Here is a 22,464-nt window from a genome sequence, read left to right as displayed (position 1 = left end):
CAATGTACGGCAGAAGGGGCTAAGCCCCTTTCTGCGTGCCATTACGATTCTTGCATTGGCGGTTTGGAAATTGTCTCAAAATATCTTCCGTTGTTACCAAACGATATTTATCCCCATATTTTAAGTACATCTTTGCCATTAAGTCTAAAAACCTATCGTATTCGGCTTGCCCGGTTTTATCGCTTTTTAGTGTCATCATCTTGCATCACCTCTGTTTCTTTCTCTCTGTCTCTGCCATTTTTCAAGCAGGCTGATAATTGTCTTTTGCATATCAAGGCTTGTATAACTTTTGGGGAAATATTTGCGTATATCCTCGGTTTTGAATTTGACCTGTTCTTTTTGATTTGGCTTTTCTTCACTTAACACGGCAAATATCGTGTCTATGGACAATCTGCCTTGCTCGCTGAATTTGCGTAATCGCTGTGCCTGTGAAAGCGACGGCGTGGCGTCTGTGTATTCTATTTCTTCGGCTAACATTTTCTGCTCGTTTTCGGGCAGATACGAAAGCTCAACAGCAGGAGTGAAGGCTATCCTTTCTTCGTCAACGAGTTTTAACAGTTCGGGTACTAAGTATGTTAAGCGAATATATCTTTGGACTTGCCTTGCACTGTCATTTACTGTTTCGGCGATTTGTTCATCTGTTCTTGACTTTGCGCCAATTTGGCACGAAGTTTTCCCCTGATGCTTCAACGCTTCTAATTTCATCTTGTAGGCAAAGGCTTTTTCGCTTGGCAGTAGGTGTTCTCTCTGTAAATTTGAATCCACCATTGTAATAATTGCTTCATCTTTTGTCATATCTCTGACTATGGCGGGAACGGTTTGTATTCCCAATTCCTTGCAAGCCTCAACTCTCCTGTGTCCGCTGATAATCTCGTAAGTACCGGCGGAAAAAGAACGGACGATTATCGGCTGGAGCAAACCGTTTTCTTTTACGCTCTCTGTCAGTTCTTCTTTTTCAATTCCGTCTCTTTTCTTAAACGGATGGTTTTCAAATGGAATAAGTAAATCTATGTTGATGTTCTTTATGGTTTCCTGCATTTCAATTTCTCCTTAATCCAATATTTCTATTTTTTTCAGTGCGATGCCTTTGCCGTTTTTCTCATAAATCAATCTCAAATTCGTACCGTTATCTATTTCGTAAAAACCGAGATAACTCTGCCACCAGAATACGGGCGTGATAATCTTTCTTCCGTCACTTAACTGAAAGAAAAGGCGCATCATATTTTTACTTGCTTCTGCTCTCATTATCAGTTTTGCGAAGTATTCGCCCTCTTTGTCTATGAAGTGATAATCGGTAGTTATGATGTGTTCTTCTCTCATTTCGTCTCTTGTGTATACTTTATTTGCTATCATATTTAAGTCCTTTCTTTTACGGCAGGTAAGAAATATATATTTATTTATATATTTATACGGTTACCTGCTATTTGAATTGTTTTGAACGGCGAGTGGAAATGATAATTACAACAGCCGTTTTTCTGTACAGAAAAGGTGCCGAAATTATCAAAATTTTTCTCTGTAAGCCGTTTTATTTTGAAAAGAATATAAGTTATCCTCTTATCCCGAATCGTTGAAATCGTTGCTGTTTGGTACGGATTTGACACTTCTTTTGGAACAATACATCGGACAACACATAACGATTGCCCGAAAGCTTTGTTTACAGTCGTACCGGCATTTGCGGCACAGGTCGTTGTATGTTCTTCTGCCTGTTTTGGGGCTTAAGAAAAAAGCCCATTCCTGTTTTAATTTCTTTGATAATCTTGCCATAGAAAAAACTCCTTTCACTCATTTGGACAAAGGGGGTAAAAATGCACACCCAAATTAACCGATTTTTCAAAAATTTTTTTGAGAAAATTTACCCCTTCACTTGTTTGAAATGGGAAACGATTCTTGGGGGGTGTTTTTGAAAAATTTTTTGAAAAAACAAAAATCTCCTCTCAATTCATCGAACCGAGAGGAGAGAATGGTTTGGAATTATCAAATTGTAAACTTTACAGTATTGACTTCCCAAAATTAAAAATATATTGATTTTGGGAAATAAATGCGATATAATAAATTTGCGAGGTGATTTTGTATGAAGCTGATTGAAAGAAAACAATATTTAGATAAAATGATAGGCGTTATCGGCACCCCGGATATTAAAGTGCTGACCGGTGTAAGACGCTCAGGCAAATCAAAACTGTTGGAAGCTTTCAAATCTTATGTTCAGGAAAACATTCCGAACGCTAATATAATTCACATCAATTTTAACCTGTCTAAATATGACAATTTGAAAGAGTATGAGGCCCTTAACGAACATATCGAAAGCAATTATGCAGAGGATAAGGAAAATTTCGTTTTAATCGACGAAATTCAAATGTGCAACGGCTTTGAGCTGTGTATAAACAATCTGCATGCAACCGAGAAGTATGATATTTATATCACCGGCTCAAATGCTTTTTTGCTCAGCTCGGACTTGGCAACCCTGTTTACCGGAAGGACCTTTGAAATCAAAGTGTACCCATTCTCTTTTGCAGAGTATGTTCAATACTTCAGTCTGTCCGACAAATATACAGCTTTCGATAGATATATGCTTGAAGGCGGCATGTCCGGCTCTTATTTGTATAAAGAACAGGAAGACAAATTTGATTATATCGAAAATGTTTTTGATACCTTGATTTTAAGAGATATTAGGCAAAAATATAACATCAAAAATCCCGCCTTGATGGACAGAATCTCTCAGTTTTTGATGGACAATGTATCAAACTTAACTTCCGCAAGAAGTATCACAGATACACTCGCATCAAATAAAGATAAAATCAACCATAAAACAGTCGGTAATTATCTTCAGTATCTGTGCAATGCTTTTGCTTTTTACAAAGTACGCAGATATGATATTAAAGGCAAAAAGTATCTGACGACGAACGATAAATATTATTTGAGCGACCATACTTTCCGTTATGCAAAGCTCGGCACAAAAAACTTGGATACTGGCAGAGTTATTGAAAACATCGTTGCAATGGAATTACTCAGGCGCGGATATGAAGTATATGCCGGCGTGTTGTATAAAAAAGAGATTGACTTTGTAGCGCTTAAAAGAAGCGAGAAGATATATATTCAGGTTTCGGATAATATCTCTTTGCCGGAAACATTCAAACGAGAAGTTGAGCCTCTGCTCAAAATAAAAGACGCCTATCCTAAAATGGTAATCGCACGAACGAGAAATCCTGAATATCAATATGAAGGCGTAAAAATTGTTGATGTGGCAGATTGGCTGCTTGATAAATAACCGTTTCCCAAAAATGAAAAATATTATGTTTTGGATAACAATACTTTTTGCGTATATCTTTTCTTCAATACTATGTGCGTAATTTGCAGGAATATATGAAAACCAAAACAATGAGTGTTTAGAACGATAAAAACATTTTAAAAAGCCGTTTACAGTGGCAGTCAGAGACAAAGAATTTACCGGAAAATGGTCTGCCGCCAATGGCGAGTGGATGTAGTTTAGGAGGAAATATTATGAATTTCTACAATGAGGTTTTAGATGTATTAAAAAGTGACGAACGTTTCTTTTCTGACGACGGGCAATTGCTACGCAATGCCGTTTACGAAGCCGCAATGCAGATGGATGCAAAACTTATAAAAGCACTTTATGATAATGAAGAAACAAGAAAACACTTTTTTACAGATGTAGACGGCATTGCCGTTTTTGATAAAGTCGGTTTCGGTTGGGTAATCAATAACCGCGAATTTTTGCCGGATAGCTATACCCGTTACAAAAACAAAATCGGGCTTGTAAACAACAAAGGTGAGTACATTTCTGCATCTAATGATGTAGAGCTTGTTTTCCCATACAAAGATTGTGTGTTAGAGGGCGGACAGACAAAGGAAGACCAAAAACGAAGCGAGATTTTTTATAATGAAACACTTGCTCCGGACGAAGTGGACAGACTTCTTTATCCGAAAGTTTTTACAAATGCAAAAAGATATACTGCGGACGGTGTGCAAAGTATTACCGATATTTCGGAAAACGATAACTTGATTATTAAGGGTAATAATTTGCTTGCGATTTCATCACTGCTCAAAGTGTATGAGGGAAAAATCAAATTGATTTATATTGACCCGCCGTTTAATACTGGCTCAGATAGTTTTAACTATAATGATAGGTTCAGCCGTTCCTCTTGGCTTGCATTTATGAAGAATAGACTTTCTATAGCAAAAAAATTATTAACGCGAGATGGAAATATTTTTATACACATAGATATTAATCAATCGCATTATCTCAAAGTCTTAGCAGATGAAGTGTTTGGGGAAGAAAACTTTGTCGAAGAACTTATTTGGTCTTATGGTTCCCCATCGGGAGGGCGAGCAGCAACACCTAAACCGGTAAACATTCACGATTACATTTTGCATTATGCTTCCGATTATAATAACCGCAAGCAAAACAGAGTTTATGTGCCTTATTCACAAAAGTACATTAACGATTGGTTCAAATATACTGATGAAGACGGACGTAGATATCGACGTAGACAACGAGGAAAAGATGAAAATGGAAATGTAATATGGGAAAAACAATACTTAGATGAAAGCAAAGGCGTTCCGCTTTCAACAGTTTGGGCGGATATACATCAGGTCTATGCAGATCCAAGAGCGTATAAAGAAGGTAACACCGCAGATGTAGAGGTTATCAAGGAGTTTAAGGGTGGACAAAAACCTGAAGCATTGATTAAAAGAATTATTGAAATGTCTACAGATGAGGGAGATATTGTTTTAGATTTTCATTTTGGAACAGGCACAACAGGTGCTACGGCTCATAAAATGCACCGAAAATATATTGGTGTTGAACAAATGCAATCGCAAATTGAAATCATCTTGAAAAGGATGCAAAATGTTATTGGTGGCGAAACTGCAGGTGTTTCCAAAGAAGTGAATTGGCAAGGCGGTGGCTCATTTGTATATTGCGAGCTTGCTAAACTAAATCAAAACTATGTTGATGCCATTGAGAAAGCAACGACGGATGAAGAATTGACAAAGCTATATGCCGATATACTCGAAACGGGCTTTATCAGTTACAAAGTCAATCCGAAGGATATTGATGTAAATTCAGACGAATATATCAAATTATCAATCGGTGACAAGAAAAGATTGCTTATGGAACTTCTGGACAAAAATCAGCTCTATGTAAATTACTGCGACATGGACGATGAAACATTCGGAGTTTCAGAAGAAGATAAAGCATTTACAAGAAGCTTTTACGGGGAGGTATAAGCAATGCCGTTCCTTTATGAAAAAATCGATACTTTGCGTGAAGTCGGCGTTTCAAAAGAACTTGTGCAATATATCCCGGACAATTTGAACCCGAACTTTGAATTGCGCCCATATCAGATATCGGCTTTTGAAAATTTCATTACATATTTTGAAAATGATAAGCTTTGTCAAAAGCCTACACAAACGCTTTTTCATATGGCAACAGGCTCCGGCAAAACACTTATTATGGCAGGGCTTATGCTGTATCTTTATAAGCAGGGCTATCGCAATTTTCTGTTCTTTGTAAATCTATCGAACATTGTTCAAAAGACAAAGGAAAATTTTCTAAACAGCTTATCAAGCAAATATCTTTTTGCCGATGAAATAACTATTGACGGCGAAAAGATAAAGATTAAGGAAGTATCCAACTTCCAATATAGTGATGATACTGCTATCAATATTTGCTTCACTACCACCCAGGGGCTTCATTCGGATATGTGGAGTGTCAAAGAAAACTCTTTGTCTGTTGACGATTTTGCAAACAGGAAAGTGGTACTTATTTCTGATGAAGCACATCACTTAAACGCTGATACAAAAAAGATGAGCAAGGATGAAGAAGCAAACTATAAAAGCTGGGAATACACTGTTCATCGCATTTTCGGTGCTAACCGTGATAATGTTCTGCTTGAATTTACGGCGACCTGTGATATTAAAAACCCGTTAATAAAAGCAGAATACGAGAATAAAATAGTCTTTGATTACCCACTCTACAAATTCCGTGCGGACAGATATTCAAAAGAAATAAAGACCTTGCGTTCGGACTTAGATGTTGAAGACCGTGCTTTACAGGCTTTAATATTAAGTCAGTATCGCTATAAAGTGTTTCAGGATTACCGCCAAAATATAAAGCCGGTTGTATTTTTTCAGTCAAGATTGGTAAAAGAAAATGCCGCAAATATGGCAAAAATTATCGATATGGTGAAGTCTTTATCCGGTGAGCGTATAAAGAATCTTTTTGAACAATCAACGAGTGAAACGCTTGCAGAGGCACATAAATACTTTGTTAAAAACGGTATTTCCTATGATGAATTAGCAAGTGAATTGAAAGATGATTTTTCAGAAGAACATTGCATTTCAGCAAATGACAATCAAGATGTTGAAAATAAACAAATAATGCTTAATTCATTAGAGGATAAAACAAATCCTTACCGTGCTGTTTTTGCAGTAGATAAGTTAAATGAGGGATGGGATGTACTTAACCTTTTTGATATTGTGCGTCTTTATGAAACCCGTGACGGAAAAAACGGTATTCCCGGAAAGACGACAATGAAAGAAGCCCAGCTTATCGGTCGTGGTGCCCGTTATTGTCCTTTCAAAATTACAGAAGAACAGGAAAAATATCAGCGCAAATACGACAATGATATTGATAACCCTCTCCGTATATGTGAAGAATTGTATTACCATTGTTGGAATGAGCCTCGTTATATCAGCGAGTTACATACTGCTTTGCGTGAAATCGGTATTGACCTTGATAAGACGGTTACAAGAAATTATGTATTAAAAGACGAATTTAAAGAGGATGACATTTACAAGAGCGGATATGTTTTTGTAAACGAACGTCTTTTGAAAAGTCGTAATGAAGTTGTGGGCTTGCTGCCGTCTGTCCGTGATATGATATTCAATATTTCTATCGCTACGGGCCGTTCAGGCGAGGATGTTATTATGGAAGATAATTCGTCGCAAGACAGCAATCCGAATACTTATACATACAGAACTACAATAGGTGATATTGCGGATATAAATTATGCAATCATTTATAAGGCATTATGTAAATACAGTGTTTTCAAATTTAATGTGTTGAAATCGTATTTTCCAAACTTAAAATCAACAAAGGAATTTGTTTATGACAAAAACTATTTAGGATATATACGACTTCACATTACATCAAAATATGAGACGCCTCCTACTGATATTTTATACTCTGCTTGTGTAAAAGCTCTTGGAAAGATTGCCGAGAGTATCTCCGGCATTGAAGAAATATATGAGGGCAGTAGTGAATTTACGGCACAGTACATTCACGACATTTTTAAGAACAAGCGTTGCAATTATATTGACCCGCACGATGGCGGGCTCGGTATATCCCAAAACGACAACAGCGTTCCTATTGCTTGGAAAATGGATCTTTCAAAAGAGGACTGGTTTGTTTTCGAGGATAATTACGGTACAAGTGAGGAAAAAGCATTTGTCGCTTACTTTAAAGAGTATGTGAAAGAATTAAAGGATAAATACGATAAAGTATATCTTGTTCGTAACGAGCGCCAACTTGCCATATATTCTTTTGATGGCGGCGAGCGCTTTGAACCGGACTATCTTTTGTTCCTGCATCTGCCGAAGCAAGATGGTTATGAACAATTGCAAATATTCATTGAACCAAAAGGAACACATCTTGTAGAAAAAGATAGTTGGAAAGAGGATTTCCTTTTACAGATTGAATCAAAAGCAATACCTGTTACAAAGTTTGCTGATGACAACAAATATAAGATTTGGGGATTCCATTTCTTTAACAGAGATGTGCGTACGGTGGAATTTGATAGTGATATGAAGAAATTATAAATCATAATTGTCACCGATATGTTGGTTGTTTTTTAGACAAAATCAGATGTATTATTAATGAGAAAATCGAGGAATGTCTCTATGGATTGGAATTTGTTTTGGACTGCTTTTGGAGCAATAGGCGGAACTTTAGGAGCTCTTGCAACATTTGTTGCAGTTATTGTTGCATTATGGCAAACTAAACTAAACTATAAGAAAAAAGTGCAATTATCTTTTACCGATAATATAACTATTGTACCGGAAAACGGAAATACATTTCGCCATTATATTGGCGTTACCATTACTAACATAGGCAACCGAGATGTCGTAATCCAAAACTGGGGATTTGAACTTGACGATGGCTCACAGATGTTAATTGTTCCCGACACTTCTCCCCTTGGTCGCATATTACAAGTTAAATTACCGCACAGATTGCAAATTGAAGAAGGAACCACTCTGGTTTATGAAAAAACGCTCTTTTATAATGCCCTTTCAGATTGTATAAAAAAAGGAAAGCTCAAAGAAAACAAAAAAATAAGATTTTATGTTTCTGATAGCACTACTAAAAAACATTATGTGTTAACCAATAAGACAGCGACAGAACTATTAAGTGATATGCTTCCTAAAAAAGATAACTAAAACTAAATTAGGTCTTAGGGTGTCACCCTAACGAGGCATTTATGGAATGTATCCATAAATACACTGCTCGCTGAAAGCACGAGCGACAGCACCGTTTTGGACAACCTGTCCATAAATGGTCTGCTCGCTCAGTATGTGCAGAAAGCGGGCAGATTACCGTTTGGTTATCCAACCGGTCTGCTCGCTCAGTATGTGCAGAAAGCGGGCAGATTACCGTTTGGTTATCCAACTGGTCTGCTCGCTAAGATTGCACATACCTTTTTATCTCAGGTAATTTTACATTCAAAATTAAATATCAAACAAAAAATAAGCACGGACAACAGAGTATTTCTGCAATCCGTGCTCAATTCTTTATGCGTATCCGATGTAGAGTTCATACTGTGTATCGGATATTTTTTCTGCCCATATCCAAACCGATATAAAGCCTTCATCATTCCTATATCTATTCAATCTGCTTTCAATATCAAAGCCGATATTTTTGTTGTTTGCATTAGCAGATATGGGGTTGTCCCAACATTCTGTTGCAGTTTCATCAATAATCAAGCCAATACTTTTAGCGTAATTCTGAGCATAAGAAATCCAATACGATATATCAAATTTTTCACCTTGTTCAACTGCTGTTGTGACTTCCGAAACAGTATTTGTTGTGATTTCAGGCTCAGATTTTTCGCTTTTTGGCATTTCTTTTTGTGTATGAGTATCTTGCTTAGGCTCGGTATTTGCTGTTGTTGTTTGAGAAAAAATCGTCTCATTTGGCACCTTTTCTGTACCGGTTTCAGCGGTAGTCGTCAGTGTTGGTTCTTCCGTAAATGCCCTTTTCTCAACGGTTTCGGTTATAGTTTTCTCGGTTAATTCTTCCGCTTGCGCTATGTCAAATACAGCATTACTCGATGAACTTTCAACAGCTTTTTTGCCCAGCTCGCTATGTACAGTACAACCTGCCATAGCAAAAATGACGGTCAATATCATAGTAAATATTACGATTTTTCTCATACAAAAATCACCTCGCTATTCACAATTTCCATCGCTCTGTTACGAATGTTGTTCATCTTTAGCACCCATAGCATAGGGTTATTAGCTTTCAATTTTTCGGTAACATTTTCTTTTTCGGCAAATGATTTGACAAGTTGTGAAAATATTGTTTGTGCCTGTTCTTCGATGTCCGCAAGGTAAGGGTACAGATTTTCCGATGTTAACAGATTATAGTATCTGATACGATGATGTTGTTTAAGATACTGTCTGTGTCGGTTTGCCCACACGCCGATATGCAGTTCCTTTTGCTCTTTCGTTCTAATGCAAGGCAAGCAATAATCGCCCTGTGTTACATAATTTAATTTTTGATTTTCAAGTTCTTTGCTCATAAGAAAACCTCCTTGTATTTGGTAAAACAATTTTACAAGGAGGTCTTTGTTTTGTCGAATGTGCGGATTTTTAAGCATAGAAAAAGACACCAACCTTTCGATTGATGTCTTTCCGCTATGCAATTAAGGTATCATTTTAAAGTGTCGTAGTGCTTCCTCAATCAACTTTACTTTTTCCGGCGGGCATTGAGGTTGCTTTAGGTTATCTTTCTTAGAATTGTTGTAGCAGTCTCTTTCGATAATACCGTGCTTTTGCTTTACCTGAGCAACATAAAGCGAAGATACTTTTATACAATGTTTATCGAATATGTAATCTTTTATTTCATCATAAGTTGCCTTTGCTTCGGATGATGTTAAATCCAGCTCGTCCATATCAACGGTAATGTCGATATATGTATCCGGCTTTTTTCTAACCAACTGAACTACCGTCTCAATATGCGCCGTATGCGGGAACATATCTACGGGCTGAATTTTTTCTGCCTTATATTTGCTGTTTGCCAAGAGAAATTCAAGGTCTCTTGAAAGCGTTTCGGGGTTGCACGAAACATACACAACCTTTTTGGGCGACATTTTAATAAGTGATTTTAAGAATTTTTCACTGCTGCCTGCTCTCGGCGGGTCCATAAACACAACGTCAGGTTTTTCGCTTTCCTGAGACACCTCAAACATAAATTCACCTGCGTCGCCTTTGTAGAAGCGTATGTTTTTTAAATTGTTAGCCTTGGCGTTTACAATTGCGTCACGCACAGCGTTGCCGTTCAGTTCAACTCCGATGACCTTTCCCGCTCCGCTTTTTGCGGCTATGATTCCTATTGTGCCGATGCCGCAGTATGTGTCAAGCACTGTTTCGTTGCCCTTAAGGTCGGCAAACTCAATTGCTTTGCCGTAGAGCACCTCGGTCTGAACAGGGTTGATTTGATAAAAACTTTTTGGCGAAATTCTGAACCTGCATCCGCACAGAATATCCTCAATATATCCTTTGCCGTAAAGCACCTTTTCGTTGTCGCCGAGCACAAGATTTGTGTTGTACGGATTCACATTCTGAACCACGGTTGTAATTTCCGGAAATTGCTTTGTTATTGCCTTTACAAAGTTGTTTTTAGACGGAAATACAGGTGTGCCCGTTACAAGCACAAGCATAACCTGGTTTGTGGCAAATCCTCTTTTTACAAGTACGTGCCGCAAAAATCCCTTGTGGGTGTCCTCGTTGTATGTTGTGAGCTTAAAAGAGGGGAGAAGCTTTCGCACCGCAACTATGATTTTGTCGGCGGTAATGTCTTCGGTCTGGCAGCTGTCAATTCCTACAACGTGGTGAGTTCCCGACTGATACACGCCCGAAATTATCTTGCCTCTGCGGTCTGTGTAAAAAGCCGCCTGAACTTTGTTGCGGTAATGATATGGATTTTCCATTCCGATAATAGGTTCAACCTTGGCAAAGTGTTTTAAAAGCTTTTCAACCTTGTTTTGCTTAAATTCAAGCTGCTTTTGGTACGAAAGATTTTGAAGCTGGCAGCCTCCGCATTTTTTGTATACGGGGCAACTTCCGTTTTTTATGTTATTTTTACTGTTACTCATAATTTTCCTGCTTTTTATTTTTTATTTAATTACATTCTATCATTTTAGACAAAATTAATCAATACAAAACATCGTCATTGTAACAAAATATCGGGACTGTACCGTTTAAAGTACAGTCCCGATTTCTGTAAATAATATTAAATAGGTTTATTTTTAAGCAGAGTAAGTGCCTAATCAGAGGTTTGTGTAACCCATAAGACTTTCGTCAACTTCACGTGCGGCGTCTCTGCCCTCGCGAATAGCCCATACTACAAGCGACTGACCTCTGTGCATATCACCTGCGGTGAATACTCTGTCAACATTTGTTTTGAATGAGTTCGGTTGGGTTGCAACATTTGTTCTTGCGTTTGTTTCAACTCCGAATGCATTTGTAACGTAGCTTTCACTACCAAGGAATCCTGCGGCGATAAGTACAAGCTCAACGTCAACCTTGTATTCTGAACCTGCAACAGGAGTCATAATCATTCTGCCTGTTTTTTTGTCCTTCTCAGGCGAGAGCTTCACAAGGATTGCACCCTTTACGTTTCCGTTTTTATCCTTCAAAAACTCTTTTACGGTAGTCTGATAAACTCTTGGGTCATGACCGAATACTTCAATTGCCTCTTCCTGACCGTAGTCTGTCTTGCAGACTCTCGGCCATTGCGGCCACGGATTGTCGGCTGTTCTTTCGTCGGGCAGTTTCGGCATCATCTCAAGCTGAAGAACAGACTTTGCGCCGTGTCTTATGCTTGTTCCGACGCAGTCGTTTCCTGTGTCGCCGCCGCCGATAACCATAACGTTTTTGCCCTTGGCTGAAATATATGTTCCGTCCTTAAGGTCGTTGTCAAGAAGTGACTTTGTTGTTGACTTAAGAAAATCTACCGCAAAATAGATTCCGTTTGCATCTCTGCCCTCAACCGTGATGTCACGTGGGTGAGAGGCGCCGCAGGCAAGAATAACTCTGTCATAGTTTTTAAGAAGCTCCGAAGCCTTGACGTCTTTGCCGACGTTTACGTTGGTTTTAAATTCAACGCCCTCTTCTTTCATAATGTTGATTTTGCGGTCAATAACACTTTTTTCAAGCTTCATATTGGGAATACCGTACATAAGCAGTCCGCCCACACGGTCGCTTCTTTCAAATACGGTTACCGAGTGACCCCTGAGGTTAAGCTGGTCAGCTGCGGCAAGTCCGGACGGACCCGAACCGATGATGGCAATATTTTTGCCTGTGCGAACCTTTGGAGGCTTGGCGCAGGCATAGCCCTGAACATACGCATTTTCTACAATGCTGTATTCGTTGGCTTTAACGGTTACAGGGTCTCCGTTTGCTCCGCAGGTGCAGGCTTTTTCACAAAGCGCAGGGCAAACTCTTGATGTAAATTCAGGAAAATTACTCGTGATTTTAAGTCTGTTGTATGCCTGTTCCCATGCGCCCTTAAAAATAAGGTCATTCCATTCGGGAATAAGGTTGTTGAGCGGACAGCCCGAAACCATATTGCCCACAACCATTCCTGCCTGGCAGAACGGAACGCCGCATTCCATACATCTTGCGCCCTGCTTCTTTTGCTCCTCCTGTGAAAGCGGAGTGTGAAATTCATTGTAATTCTTTATACGTTCTTTTACGGAGAATGCGGGAGCGTCCTCTCGTTTATATTCCATAAATCCTGTTGGCTTTCCCATTGCGTTTCTCCTCCTTATTTGTTGTTAATGATTTGATAGAATGCTTCGATTTTAGCCTGTTCGTTGCTCATTCCTTTTTCTTCGTTAAGAGCAATCGCAGTCATCATCTCTTTGTAATCGTGAGGAATAATTCTCTTGAATTTCGGCAAATATTCTTCAAAGTTATCGAGGATTTCTTTACCTTTTTCGGAATTGGTAGCCCTTACGTGTTCTTCAATCAATCCCTTAAGCTCAAGAATATCATATTTCTCGGTAACTTCAGAGAAGAGAACCATTTCTTTGTTGAGCTTTGTATATAGGTCGCGGTTTTCATCAAGAACATAAGCTACGCCGCCTGACATACCTGCCGCAAAGTTTTTGCCGGTTTTGCCGATTACAACAACACGTCCGCCTGTCATATATTCACATCCGTGGTCGCCAACGCCCTCAACAACTGCTGTTGCGCCTGAGTTGCGGACGCAGAAACGTTCGCCTGCAACACCATTGATGAACGCCTTGCCGCTTGTTGCGCCGTAAAGTGCAACGTTGCCGATGATGATGTTTTCTTCAGGCTTAAACTTTGAACCCTTTGGCGGATATACAACCAATTTACCGCCTGAAAGTCCCTTGCCGAAGTAGTCGTTGCTGTCGCCGACAAGCTCAAGTGTAAGTCCTTTTGGAATGAATGCGCCGAAGCTCTGTCCGCCTGAACCGTTACAGATGATTTTGAATGTGTCATCTTCAAGTTTGTCGTCAAATTTCTTTGTGATTTCAGAACCGAAGATAGTACCGAGAGTTCTGTCTGTATTCTTTACGTCTACCGTAATTGTTTTTGGTGTGCCTTTTGCAAATGCCGTCTTAAATTCTTTTGCAAATACCTTTTCGTCAAGTGTTGAATCAAGCTTAAAGTCGTACTGGCTCTTCTTGTTGTATTCAACCTTGTTGCTTGCAAAGTCACGGTTAAGGATATTTGAAAGGTCAATTTCTTTTTCACGGTCGGTAAGGTTTTCTTTTGGTTTTATGAGGTCAATTCTGCCGACCAGTTCGTCAACGGTTTTTACGCCTAATTTTGACATATATTCACGAAGTTCGCTTGCAACAAACTTCATAAAGTTGATTACATATTCAGGCTTGCCGCAGAAACGCTTTCTGAGTTCGGGGTTCTGGGTAGCAACGCCGAACGGACATGTGTCAAGGTTACATACACGCATCATAGCGCAGCCGAGTGTAACAAGCGGAGCGGTTGCAAAACCGAATTCTTCTGCACCGAGCATTGCGGCAATCGCAACGTCACGGCCTGTCATAAGCTTACCGTCTGTTTCAATTACAACTCTGTCACGCAAGTCGTTCATAATAAGGGTCTGATGAGCTTCCGCAAGACCGAGCTCCCAAGGCAAACCTGCATTGTAGATAGAGTTTCTCGGAGCGGCACCTGTACCGCCGTCATAACCCGAAATAAGGATTACGCCTGCACCTGCTTTTGCAACACCTGCCGCAACCGTTCCGACTCCACATTCCGATACAAGCTTAACCGAAATTCTTGCGTCTTTGTTGGCATTTTTAAGGTCATAGATAAGCTGAGCCAAATCCTCGATTGAGTAAATATCGTGATGAGGAGGAGGGGAGATGAGCGAAACGCCCGGTGTTGAGTGACGTGTTTTTGCAATCCACGGATAAACCTTTTTGCCCGGAAGATGTCCGCCCTCGCCGGGTTTTGCACCCTGAGCCATTTTAATCTGAATTTCATCGGCTGATGTAAGGTATCTTGATGTTACGCCGAAACGTCCCGAAGCAACCTGCTTAATTGCAGAACATCTGTCATCTTTTTTGCCCTTGGTAAGAAGTCTTTCAAGACTTTCGCCGCCCTCACCTGAGTTTGACTTTCCGTGAAGCTTGTTCATTGCGAGTGCAAGGGTTTCGTGGGCTTCCTGAGATATTGAACCATATGACATCGCACCTGTCTTAAAGCGTTTTACAATTGAATCTACGCTTTCAACTTCATCAAGCGGAACAGGCTTCTCTGCATAATTGAAGTCAAACAATCCGCGGATATTTACAGGTTCCATTTCTTCTGTAATCAAATGAGAGTATTTTTTGTACAGCGAGTAGTCGTTTGTGCGGGTTGCCATTTGCAGGGTGTGGATTGTCTGAGGGTTATAAAGATGTTCCTCTTTTCCGCTTCTGAACTTGTGGCTTCCTCGTGATTCAAGTTCTGTTGAACAGCTTAGTCCCAACGGGTCAAATGCTGCGGTGTGAAGTCTGTCAACATTTTCTTCAATATCTTTAAGTGTTATTCCGCCGATTCTGCTTACTGTGTCTGTAAAGTATTCGTCAATTACTTCACGGCTTATACCGATAGCCTCAAAAATCTGTGAGCCCTGGTATGACTGGATTGTAGAAATACCCATTTTTGAAGCAATTTTAACAATACCGTGCAGAACTGCGCTGTTGTAGTCGTCAATAGCCGCATAGTAGTCTTTGTCAAGAAGGTCATCGTGAATTAATTCATGGATTGTTTCCTGAGCAAGATAAGGGTTGATTGCACTTGCGCCGTAGCCGAGAAGAGTTGCAAAGTGATGAACTTCACGCGGCTCGCCGCTTTCAAGAACTATTGCAAGAGATGTTCTTCTCTTGGTTACGACAAGGTGCTGGTGAAGTGCCGAAACCGCAAGAAGCGACGGAATTGCAAGGTGGTTTTCGTCAACGCCTCTGTCAGAGAGAATGAGAATGTTCGCACCCTCACTGTATGCCTTGTCGGCTTCGATAAATAATCTTTTTACAGCCTTTGAAAGGCGTGTGTTTTTATAATACAGTATAGGAATTACAGCAACCTTAAAGCCGCTGATTTTCATATTTTTAAGTTTAAGAATATCGGTAGAGGTCAAAATCGGATTGTTGATTTTCATAACCTTACAGTTTTCGGGCTTTTCTTCAAGAATGTTGCCGTCCTCACCGATATAAACGGTTGTTGATGTTACGATTTCCTCACGAATTGCGTCAATAGGCGGGTTTGTAACCTGTGCAAAAAGCTGTTTAAAGTAGTTAAACAACGGCTGGGGTTCTTTTGAAAGAACTGCAAGCGGACTGTCGGTACCCATTGCCGAGATTGACTCTGTTCCGTTTTTAGCCATTGGTAAAATTGAGGTCATTACATCCTCATATGTGTAGCCGAATGCTTTTTGCAAACGCTTTCTTTCATCGTGGTGATGTTCTTCAACCTTGGCGTTAGGAATTTTTAAATCCTTAAGGCTTACAAGGTTGCTGTCAAGCCATTCGCCGTACGGCTGCTTTGAAGCATAGTATTCTTTAAGTTCGTCGTCGTCAATAAGTTTGCCCTTTACTGTGTCAACAAGAAGCATTTTGCCCGGGCGCAGTCTCTCTTTAACAACGATTTTGTCCGCATCAATCGGAAGTGCGCCGACTTCAGAAGAAAGAATAAGGTTGCCGTCGCTTGTGATATAGTATCTTGACGGACGCAATCCGTTACGGTCAAGAACAGCTCCCATAATGTCGCCATCTGAGAAAAGAATTGAAGCAGGTCCGTCCCAAGGCTCCATCATTGTTGCATAATACTGATAGAAATCTTTTTTCTTCTGACTCATTGTGCCGTTTCTGTCCCAAGGTTCCGGGATTGTTATCATAACGGCAAGCGGAAGTTCCATACCGCTCATAACCAAAAATTCAAGTGTGTTATCAAGCATTGCAGAGTCGGAACCCTCGGTGTTTACAACAGGGATAACCTTGTCCAAATCACCTTTCAGGTGTTCGCTGCGCATTGTTTCTTCACGGGCGAGCATCTTGTCTGCGTTGCCGCGGATAGTGTTAATCTCACCGTTGTGAACAATCATTCTGTTTGGATGAGCTCTCTGCCAGCTTGGATTTGTGTTGGTTGAGAATCTTGAGTGAACCATAGCGATTGCCGATTCATAGTCGGGACTTTGAAGGTCAAGGAAAAATCTTCTCAGGTCGCCGACAAGGAACATACCTTTATATACAATGGTTCGGCTTGAAAGAGATACTACATATGTATCCTCGTTGCTCTGCTCAAAAACACGTCTTGCAACATAGAGCTTGCGGTCAAAGCTGATGCCCTTTTTAACGCCCTCGGGACGTTGGATGAAACACTGCATAATAAAAGGCATACAGTCAAGCGCACGTTTCCCGATTACTGTTGTATCGGACGGCACCTCACGCCAGCCGAGAACTTCAAGCCCTTCTTTTTCCGCAATAATCTCAAACATCTTTTTAGCTTGGTTTCTTGCAAGTTCATTTTGCGGGAAGAAAAACATTCCCACAGCGTAGTCACGCTCGGAAAGAAGATTAATTCCGATTTCTTTTGCAGCCTTTTTAAAGAATTTGTGAGAAATCTGGAGCAGAATACCAACACCGTCACCTGTTTTGCCCTCGGCGTCTTTTCCTGCACGGTGTTCAAGTGTTTCTACAATAGTAAGAGCATTTGCCACTGTGTCGTGTGATTTTTCGCCTTTAATGTTTACAACCGCTCCGATACCGCAGTTGTCGTGCTCAAACATGGGGGAGTACAGCTTGCTTTGAGCATTTGGTTTTTCAGTCTGTCCCATTTGATAATCATCCTTTCCTGATAATTCAAATATAATATAATCATAGTGCATATGTCTTTTGCTGCCTGTAAAAGCAGCTGAGACAATTAATCTTTCGTTTGGGGCGTTTATTACCCGCTGAAAAATTAATGAGCTGAGCTCTTTTGCACTGATTGTAATCTGTCGTACACCCTGACTTTTGCAATCAGAGCAGAGTGTTGCTTCAATTTAAAATATAGAACTTAAGTGATGTTCAGAAGATAACGTGAATTAAAATTAAATAATAAGTATAATGTAATAATGCTGTCATTACATAAATATGAAAGCATATATAACGCTTTTGCAACTTTAAATCTTAAATCCTGCATAATTTTGTTTTAGGCTCTTAAATCAAAGCGCATAACTGTATTATATAACCGATAAATGACGTATGTCAATAGAAAATTAAGATTTTTTGCAACTTTTTAATTATGCTAATTCAATCGTTGGCAGAATATACACAAATGTTTGGCTGCTGATGCATAAACTTTGCAGGAAAATAAATAAAACTTGCAAAAATTCAGATTTTTTTCAAAAAACTATTGACAAACCCGCAAATAAGGCATATACTGTTAGCAACAACAGCAAAGGCGCTGTGAGCTTTACGGGCTTGCAGCGTCTTTTTGTTTATTTTACTTTATATTTTGGATAGGAGAGAATACTTATGGCAAATGTACCCGAGATTTTCGGCAGCATGGTTTTTAATGACCAGAAAATGCAGGAAAGACTTCCAAAGGCTACCTACAAGGCTTTGAAGAAAACAATTCAAAACGGTGAGCCGCTTGATTTGAGCGTAGCCAATGTTGTTGCAAACGCAATGAAGGATTGGGCTATTGAGCTTGGATGTACTCATTACACTCACTGGTTCCAGCCGATGACAGGCGTTACGGCAGAAAAGCATGACAGCTTTATTGCTCCGAGCGGGGACGGTCAGGTAATTATGGAATTTTCGGGCAAAGAGCTTATCAAGGGCGAGCCTGATGCTTCTTCGTTCCCAAGCGGCGGTATTCGTGCTACTTTTGAGGCAAGAGGCTATACAACATGGGACCCAACTTCATATGCTTTTGTAAGAGACGGCTCCCTTTACATTCCTACCGCATTCTGTTCATACACAGGCGAAATTCTTGATAAAAAAACTCCTTTGCTTCGTTCAATGGAAAGATTGAGTACAGAAGCTGTAAAGGTTCTTCACCTGCTTGGCAAGAATGACGTTACAAGAGTAACAACAACAGTAGGTCCCGAACAGGAATACTTCCTTATTGATAAGGAAATGTATGACCAGCGTGAAGACCTTATCTTTACCGGAAGAACACTTTTCGGTGCAAAGGCTCCAAAGGGACAGGAACTTGACGACCATTACTTCGGCTCAATCAAAACAAGAGTTGCCGCTTATATGAAAGACCTCGATGAAGAGCTCTGGAAACTCGGTATTCTTGCAAAGACAAAGCACAACGAAGTTGCTCCGTCACAGCACGAGCTTGCTCCTATATTCTCAACAGCAAATGTGGCAACAGACCATAACGAGCTTACAATGGAGATTATGAAGAAGATTGCAGAGAAGCACGGACTTGTTTGCTTGCTCCACGAAAAGCCGTTTGCCGGAGTAAACGGTTCAGGTAAGCACAACAACTGGTCAATTTCAACCAACACCGGCGAAAACCTGCTTGACCCCGGCAAGAATCCTGAAAATAACACTCAGTTCCTTTTGTTCCTTGCAGCAATCGTAAAGGCTGTTCACGAATATCAGGATTTGCTCAGAATTACAGTTGCTTCTGCAGGTAACGACCACCGTCTCGGAGCTAACGAAGCACCTCCGGCAATCATCTCAATGTATCTTGGCGATGATTTGGGCGCACTTGTTGAATCTATTATTAATGATAAAGAATATGTAAGCAAGGGCAAGGTTAAGATGATGACAGGCGTTGATGTTCTTGCTGATTTCAAGAAAGATACATCAGACCGTAACCGTACATCTCCGTTTGCATTTACAGGTAATAAGTTTGAGTTCAGAGCTCTCGGTTCTTCACTCAACATTGCTTGCCCGAACTACATGCTCAACACAATGGTTGCAGAGGAACTTTCACAGTTCTATGATGAGCTTAAAGATGCCGATAATCTTGATGAAGCTGTTAAGGTTCTTATTAAGAAAGTATTTACAGAGCATCAGGCCATTATCTTTAACGGCGATAACTATGCTCCCGAATGGGTTGAAGAGGCTGAAAGAAGAGGACTTCTTAATCTTAAGTCACTTCCTGAAGCTGAGGCTCACTTTATGGATAAGAAGAACGTTGACTTGTTTGTTAATAACAAGATTATGACCGAACAGGAACTTCGTGCAAGATATGAAATTGAGCTTGAAAATTATGCAAAGCAGATTAACATTGAGGCTCTTACAATGATTGAGATGGCTAAGAAGAATATCACTCCTGCCGTAACATCATTTGTCAGAGAACTTACAGAGACTGCACTTGCAAAGAAGTCGCTTTCCGAAGCTATTCCGACAGTTGTTGAAGAAGACCTTATCACAAGCCTTTCAAACAAATTGGTTTGCTTCACAAAGAAAACTGCCGAGCTTGAAGAAGCAGTTATTAAGGCAAACGATTACAGCGACGATAATCTTGCTTATGCAACATACTATCGTGAAACAGTATTCGCACTTATGCAGGAGCTTCGTGCGGTAGGCGATTCCATGGAGACAGAAACTTCATCTGAATATTGGCCTTATCCGTCTTACGGCGAAATGCTTTTTAACGTATAATAACGTACAGTAATAAATTATAATCAAATAAAAAACGGTTAACACAACGGCGTGTATACAGAGTAATTCTGTGTATACGCCGCTTTTTTTGAGAGATTGTGTTAAGGGGGAAATTTTTATGTCAGAATTAATTTTTGGCAGCACAGGCGTGTGGTTTATGATAGGCGCATTGTTGGTGTTCTTTATGCAGTGCGGCTTCGCAATGGTAGAAACAGGCTTTACAAGAGCCAAGAACGCAGGTAACATTATAATGAAAAACCTGCTGGACTTTTGTATCGGTACAGTAGTATTTTCCGTACTTGGTTTTGGACTTATGATGTCTGAAGATTATGTTGCGGGATTCATCGGTATTCCTAACTTAAATATGTTTACCGATTGGGCAAACTTTGATTGGAACAGCTTTGTATTCCAGCTTGTATTCTGTGCAACGACTGCAACAATCGTTTCGGGCTCAATGGCAGAACGTACTAAGTTTTCTGCATACTGTGTATACAGTGCAGTTATCTCTCTTGTTATTTATCCGATTGAAGCAGGTTGGATGTGGAATTCACAGGGCTGGCTTGCACAGCTTGGTGCAATCGACTTTGCAGGTTCAATCGTAATTCATATGGTCGGCGGTGTTACCGCTCTTATCGGTGCAATGATTCTTGGTCCCCGTGTCGGTAAATACGGCAAAGACGGAAAAGTCAACGCTATCCCGGGTCACAGCATAACACTCGGCGCACTCGGTGTATTCATTCTTTGGTTTGCTTGGTATGGATTTAACGGTGCGGCAGCAGAAGACGGCGCAAGACTCGGTCAAATTCTTCTTACAACAACAATTGCTCCTGCGGTTGCAACAATCACAACAATGATATTCACATGGGTTAAAAACGGTAAGCCTGATGTTTCAATGTCACTTAACGGCTCTCTTGCAGGTCTTGTTGCAGTAACTGCCGGTTGTGCAGACGTTGATGCAATCGGTTCGGCTGTTATCGGTCTTGTTTCAGGTATAATCGTAGTACTTGCTGTTGAATTTGTTGATATTAAACTCAGAATAGATGACCCTGTCGGCGCATTTGCCGTTCACGGTGTAAACGGTTTTTGGGGCGGTCTTGCAGTAGGTCTTTTCGCAACAGGTGAAGGACAGAACGGCATAACAGGTCTTTTCTACGGCGGCGGTCTTGCTCAGCTCGGAAAACAGGCTCTTGCAATCCTTTGCATCATTGCTTGGACAGTTGTTTGTATGACAATCGTATTCTTTATCATCAAAAAGACAATCGGTCTTCGTGTAACCAAGGAAGAAGAAATGCAGGGACTTGATATTTCCGAACACGGTCTTGTAAGCGCTTATGCAGACTTTATGCCAATCGGCGTTTCAACCGCTTCTCTTGACGAAACATTTGACGTTCAGGGCAACGTTCCTGTAACACAGGCTGTTCCTGTTCAGCTTGCAGGCAAATATGATGTTGCTACCGACGGCGTAAAAATTACAAAAATCGACATCATCCTCAAGCAGTCAAAGCTTGAAGCTCTTAAAGAAGAAATGGATAAACTCGGCATTACCGGTATGACAGTATCTCAGGTACTTGGCTGCGGTGCTCAAAAGGGCAAACCCGAATATTATCGTGGTGTTGCAGTTGAAAGCAACCTGCTTCCTAAGATGAAGGTTGAGGTCGTTGTATGCAAGGTTCCTGTTAAGGACGTTGTTGACGCAGCCGTAAAGGCACTTTACACTGGACACATCGGCGACGGCAAGATATTCATCTACAATGTTGAAGATGTAGTAAAAGTCAGAACCGGAGAAACCGGCTACGACGCTATGCAGGATGTAGAATAATTAATTTACCTATCCTTTTAATTCACATAAAGAATGCTGCGCACGGTCATTTGTTTGGCTGTGCGCAGTGTTCTTTTTTGTGCGGAAATTTTAAATTGCAGAACGTTCTGTCCTGTTTGCAGGTGGCAAAGCTTACGACAGATTGTAAGCTTTGCAAAGAATCGTCAGCTTCTCAGAACCTCAGTTGGAGATTATGTGTTTTCGTTGAAATCTTGAATAACGCCCGTCGCCTTTAGAGGCGGGAATATCTGCATTATA

General features: G+C 40.3%; 15 protein-coding genes. 6 read left to right on the top strand and 9 right to left on the bottom strand.

The features are described from left to right. Positions 1 to 19 precede the first annotated feature (19 nt). The 4 genes from BLP46_RS05395 to BLP46_RS05380 all read right to left on the bottom strand — a co-directional run bounded on the left by BLP46_RS05395 (position 20) and on the right by BLP46_RS05380 (position 1,764). On the bottom strand, positions 20 to 199 hold the full coding sequence (locus BLP46_RS05395) for a hypothetical protein (protein ID WP_092976791.1): 180 nt from the start codon (positions 197 to 199) through the stop codon (positions 20 to 22). Next, positions 196 to 1,038: a ParB/RepB/Spo0J family partition protein gene (locus BLP46_RS05390; RefSeq protein WP_092976788.1), complete on the bottom strand. Its 843-nt coding sequence runs from the start codon at positions 1,036 to 1,038 to the stop codon at positions 196 to 198. Before BLP46_RS05390 ends, BLP46_RS05395 begins: the two co-directional genes overlap by 4 nt. 12 nt (positions 1,039 to 1,050) lie before the next feature. Then, positions 1,051 to 1,353 (bottom strand): hypothetical protein, encoded by a 303-nt coding sequence (locus BLP46_RS05385; protein ID WP_092976785.1) that lies wholly within the window; start codon positions 1,351 to 1,353, stop codon positions 1,051 to 1,053. 201 nt (positions 1,354 to 1,554) lie between these two features. Continuing rightward, a complete protein-coding gene (locus tag BLP46_RS05380; protein ID WP_092976782.1) occupies positions 1,555 to 1,764 on the bottom strand; it encodes a hypothetical protein in 210 nt (69 codons plus the stop codon). Positions 1,765 to 2,071: 307 nt separating this feature from the next. On the opposite strand from BLP46_RS05380, the gene BLP46_RS05375 reads away from it, so the two are divergent. The 4 genes from BLP46_RS05375 to BLP46_RS05360 all read left to right on the top strand — a co-directional run bounded on the left by BLP46_RS05375 (position 2,072) and on the right by BLP46_RS05360 (position 8,457). Continuing rightward, positions 2,072 to 3,265, top strand: a complete 1,194-nt coding sequence (locus BLP46_RS05375) for an ATP-binding protein (protein WP_092976779.1) — start codon at positions 2,072 to 2,074, stop codon at positions 3,263 to 3,265. A gap of 233 nt (positions 3,266 to 3,498) precedes the next feature. Continuing rightward, entirely contained in the window at positions 3,499 to 5,247 is a 1,749-nt protein-coding gene (locus BLP46_RS05370) for a DNA methyltransferase (RefSeq protein ID WP_092976776.1), read from the top strand. A 3-nt stretch (positions 5,248 to 5,250) separates the two neighbouring features. Further along, positions 5,251 to 7,839, top strand: coding sequence for a DEAD/DEAH box helicase family protein (locus BLP46_RS05365; RefSeq protein ID WP_092976773.1), 2,589 nt, complete (start codon positions 5,251 to 5,253; stop codon positions 7,837 to 7,839). Positions 7,840 to 7,920: 81 nt separating this feature from the next. Beyond that, positions 7,921 to 8,457: a hypothetical protein gene (locus BLP46_RS05360; protein WP_092976770.1), complete on the top strand. Its 537-nt coding sequence runs from the start codon at positions 7,921 to 7,923 to the stop codon at positions 8,455 to 8,457. Between the two features lie 351 nt (positions 8,458 to 8,808). On the opposite strand, the gene BLP46_RS05355 is transcribed toward BLP46_RS05360, so the two are convergent. The 5 genes from BLP46_RS05355 to gltB form a co-directional block, all read right to left on the bottom strand. Then, a complete protein-coding gene (locus BLP46_RS05355; RefSeq protein ID WP_092976767.1) occupies positions 8,809 to 9,450 on the bottom strand; it encodes a hypothetical protein in 642 nt (213 codons plus the stop codon). Further along, positions 9,447 to 9,818, bottom strand: coding sequence for a TnpV protein (locus BLP46_RS05350; protein WP_092976764.1), 372 nt, complete (start codon positions 9,816 to 9,818; stop codon positions 9,447 to 9,449). Before BLP46_RS05350 ends, BLP46_RS05355 begins: the two co-directional genes overlap by 4 nt. A gap of 123 nt (positions 9,819 to 9,941) precedes the next feature. Beyond that, positions 9,942 to 11,393, bottom strand: a complete 1,452-nt coding sequence (gene rlmD / locus BLP46_RS05345) for a 23S rRNA (uracil(1939)-C(5))-methyltransferase RlmD (protein ID WP_092976760.1) — start codon at positions 11,391 to 11,393, stop codon at positions 9,942 to 9,944. 174 nt (positions 11,394 to 11,567) lie between these two features. Then, positions 11,568 to 13,052: a glutamate synthase subunit beta gene (locus BLP46_RS05340; RefSeq protein WP_092976757.1), complete on the bottom strand. Its 1,485-nt coding sequence runs from the start codon at positions 13,050 to 13,052 to the stop codon at positions 11,568 to 11,570. A gap of 14 nt (positions 13,053 to 13,066) precedes the next feature. After that, positions 13,067 to 17,611, bottom strand: a complete 4,545-nt coding sequence (gene gltB, locus BLP46_RS05335; protein ID WP_092976812.1) for a glutamate synthase large subunit — start codon at positions 17,609 to 17,611, stop codon at positions 13,067 to 13,069. A gap of 682 nt (positions 17,612 to 18,293) precedes the next feature. On the opposite strand from gltB, the gene BLP46_RS05325 reads away from it, so the two are divergent. Both BLP46_RS05325 and BLP46_RS05320 read left to right on the top strand, forming a co-directional pair. Continuing rightward, positions 18,294 to 20,387 carry a glutamine synthetase III family protein gene (locus tag BLP46_RS05325; protein WP_092976751.1) on the top strand — a complete coding sequence of 698 codons (2,094 nt, stop codon included), beginning with the start codon at positions 18,294 to 18,296 and terminating at the stop codon, positions 20,385 to 20,387. A 118-nt stretch (positions 20,388 to 20,505) separates the two neighbouring features. Continuing rightward, positions 20,506 to 22,206: an ammonium transporter gene (locus tag BLP46_RS05320; protein WP_092976748.1), complete on the top strand. Its 1,701-nt coding sequence runs from the start codon at positions 20,506 to 20,508 to the stop codon at positions 22,204 to 22,206. Positions 22,207 to 22,464: the final 258 nt, after the last annotated feature.

Origin of the sequence: Ruminococcus sp. YE282 (genome assembly GCA_900101355.1) — a bacterium.
Classification (GTDB): Bacteria; Bacillota; Clostridia; order Oscillospirales; family Acutalibacteraceae; genus Ruminococcoides; species Ruminococcoides bromii_A.
This window is presented reverse-complemented; position numbering and strand designations above follow the sequence as displayed.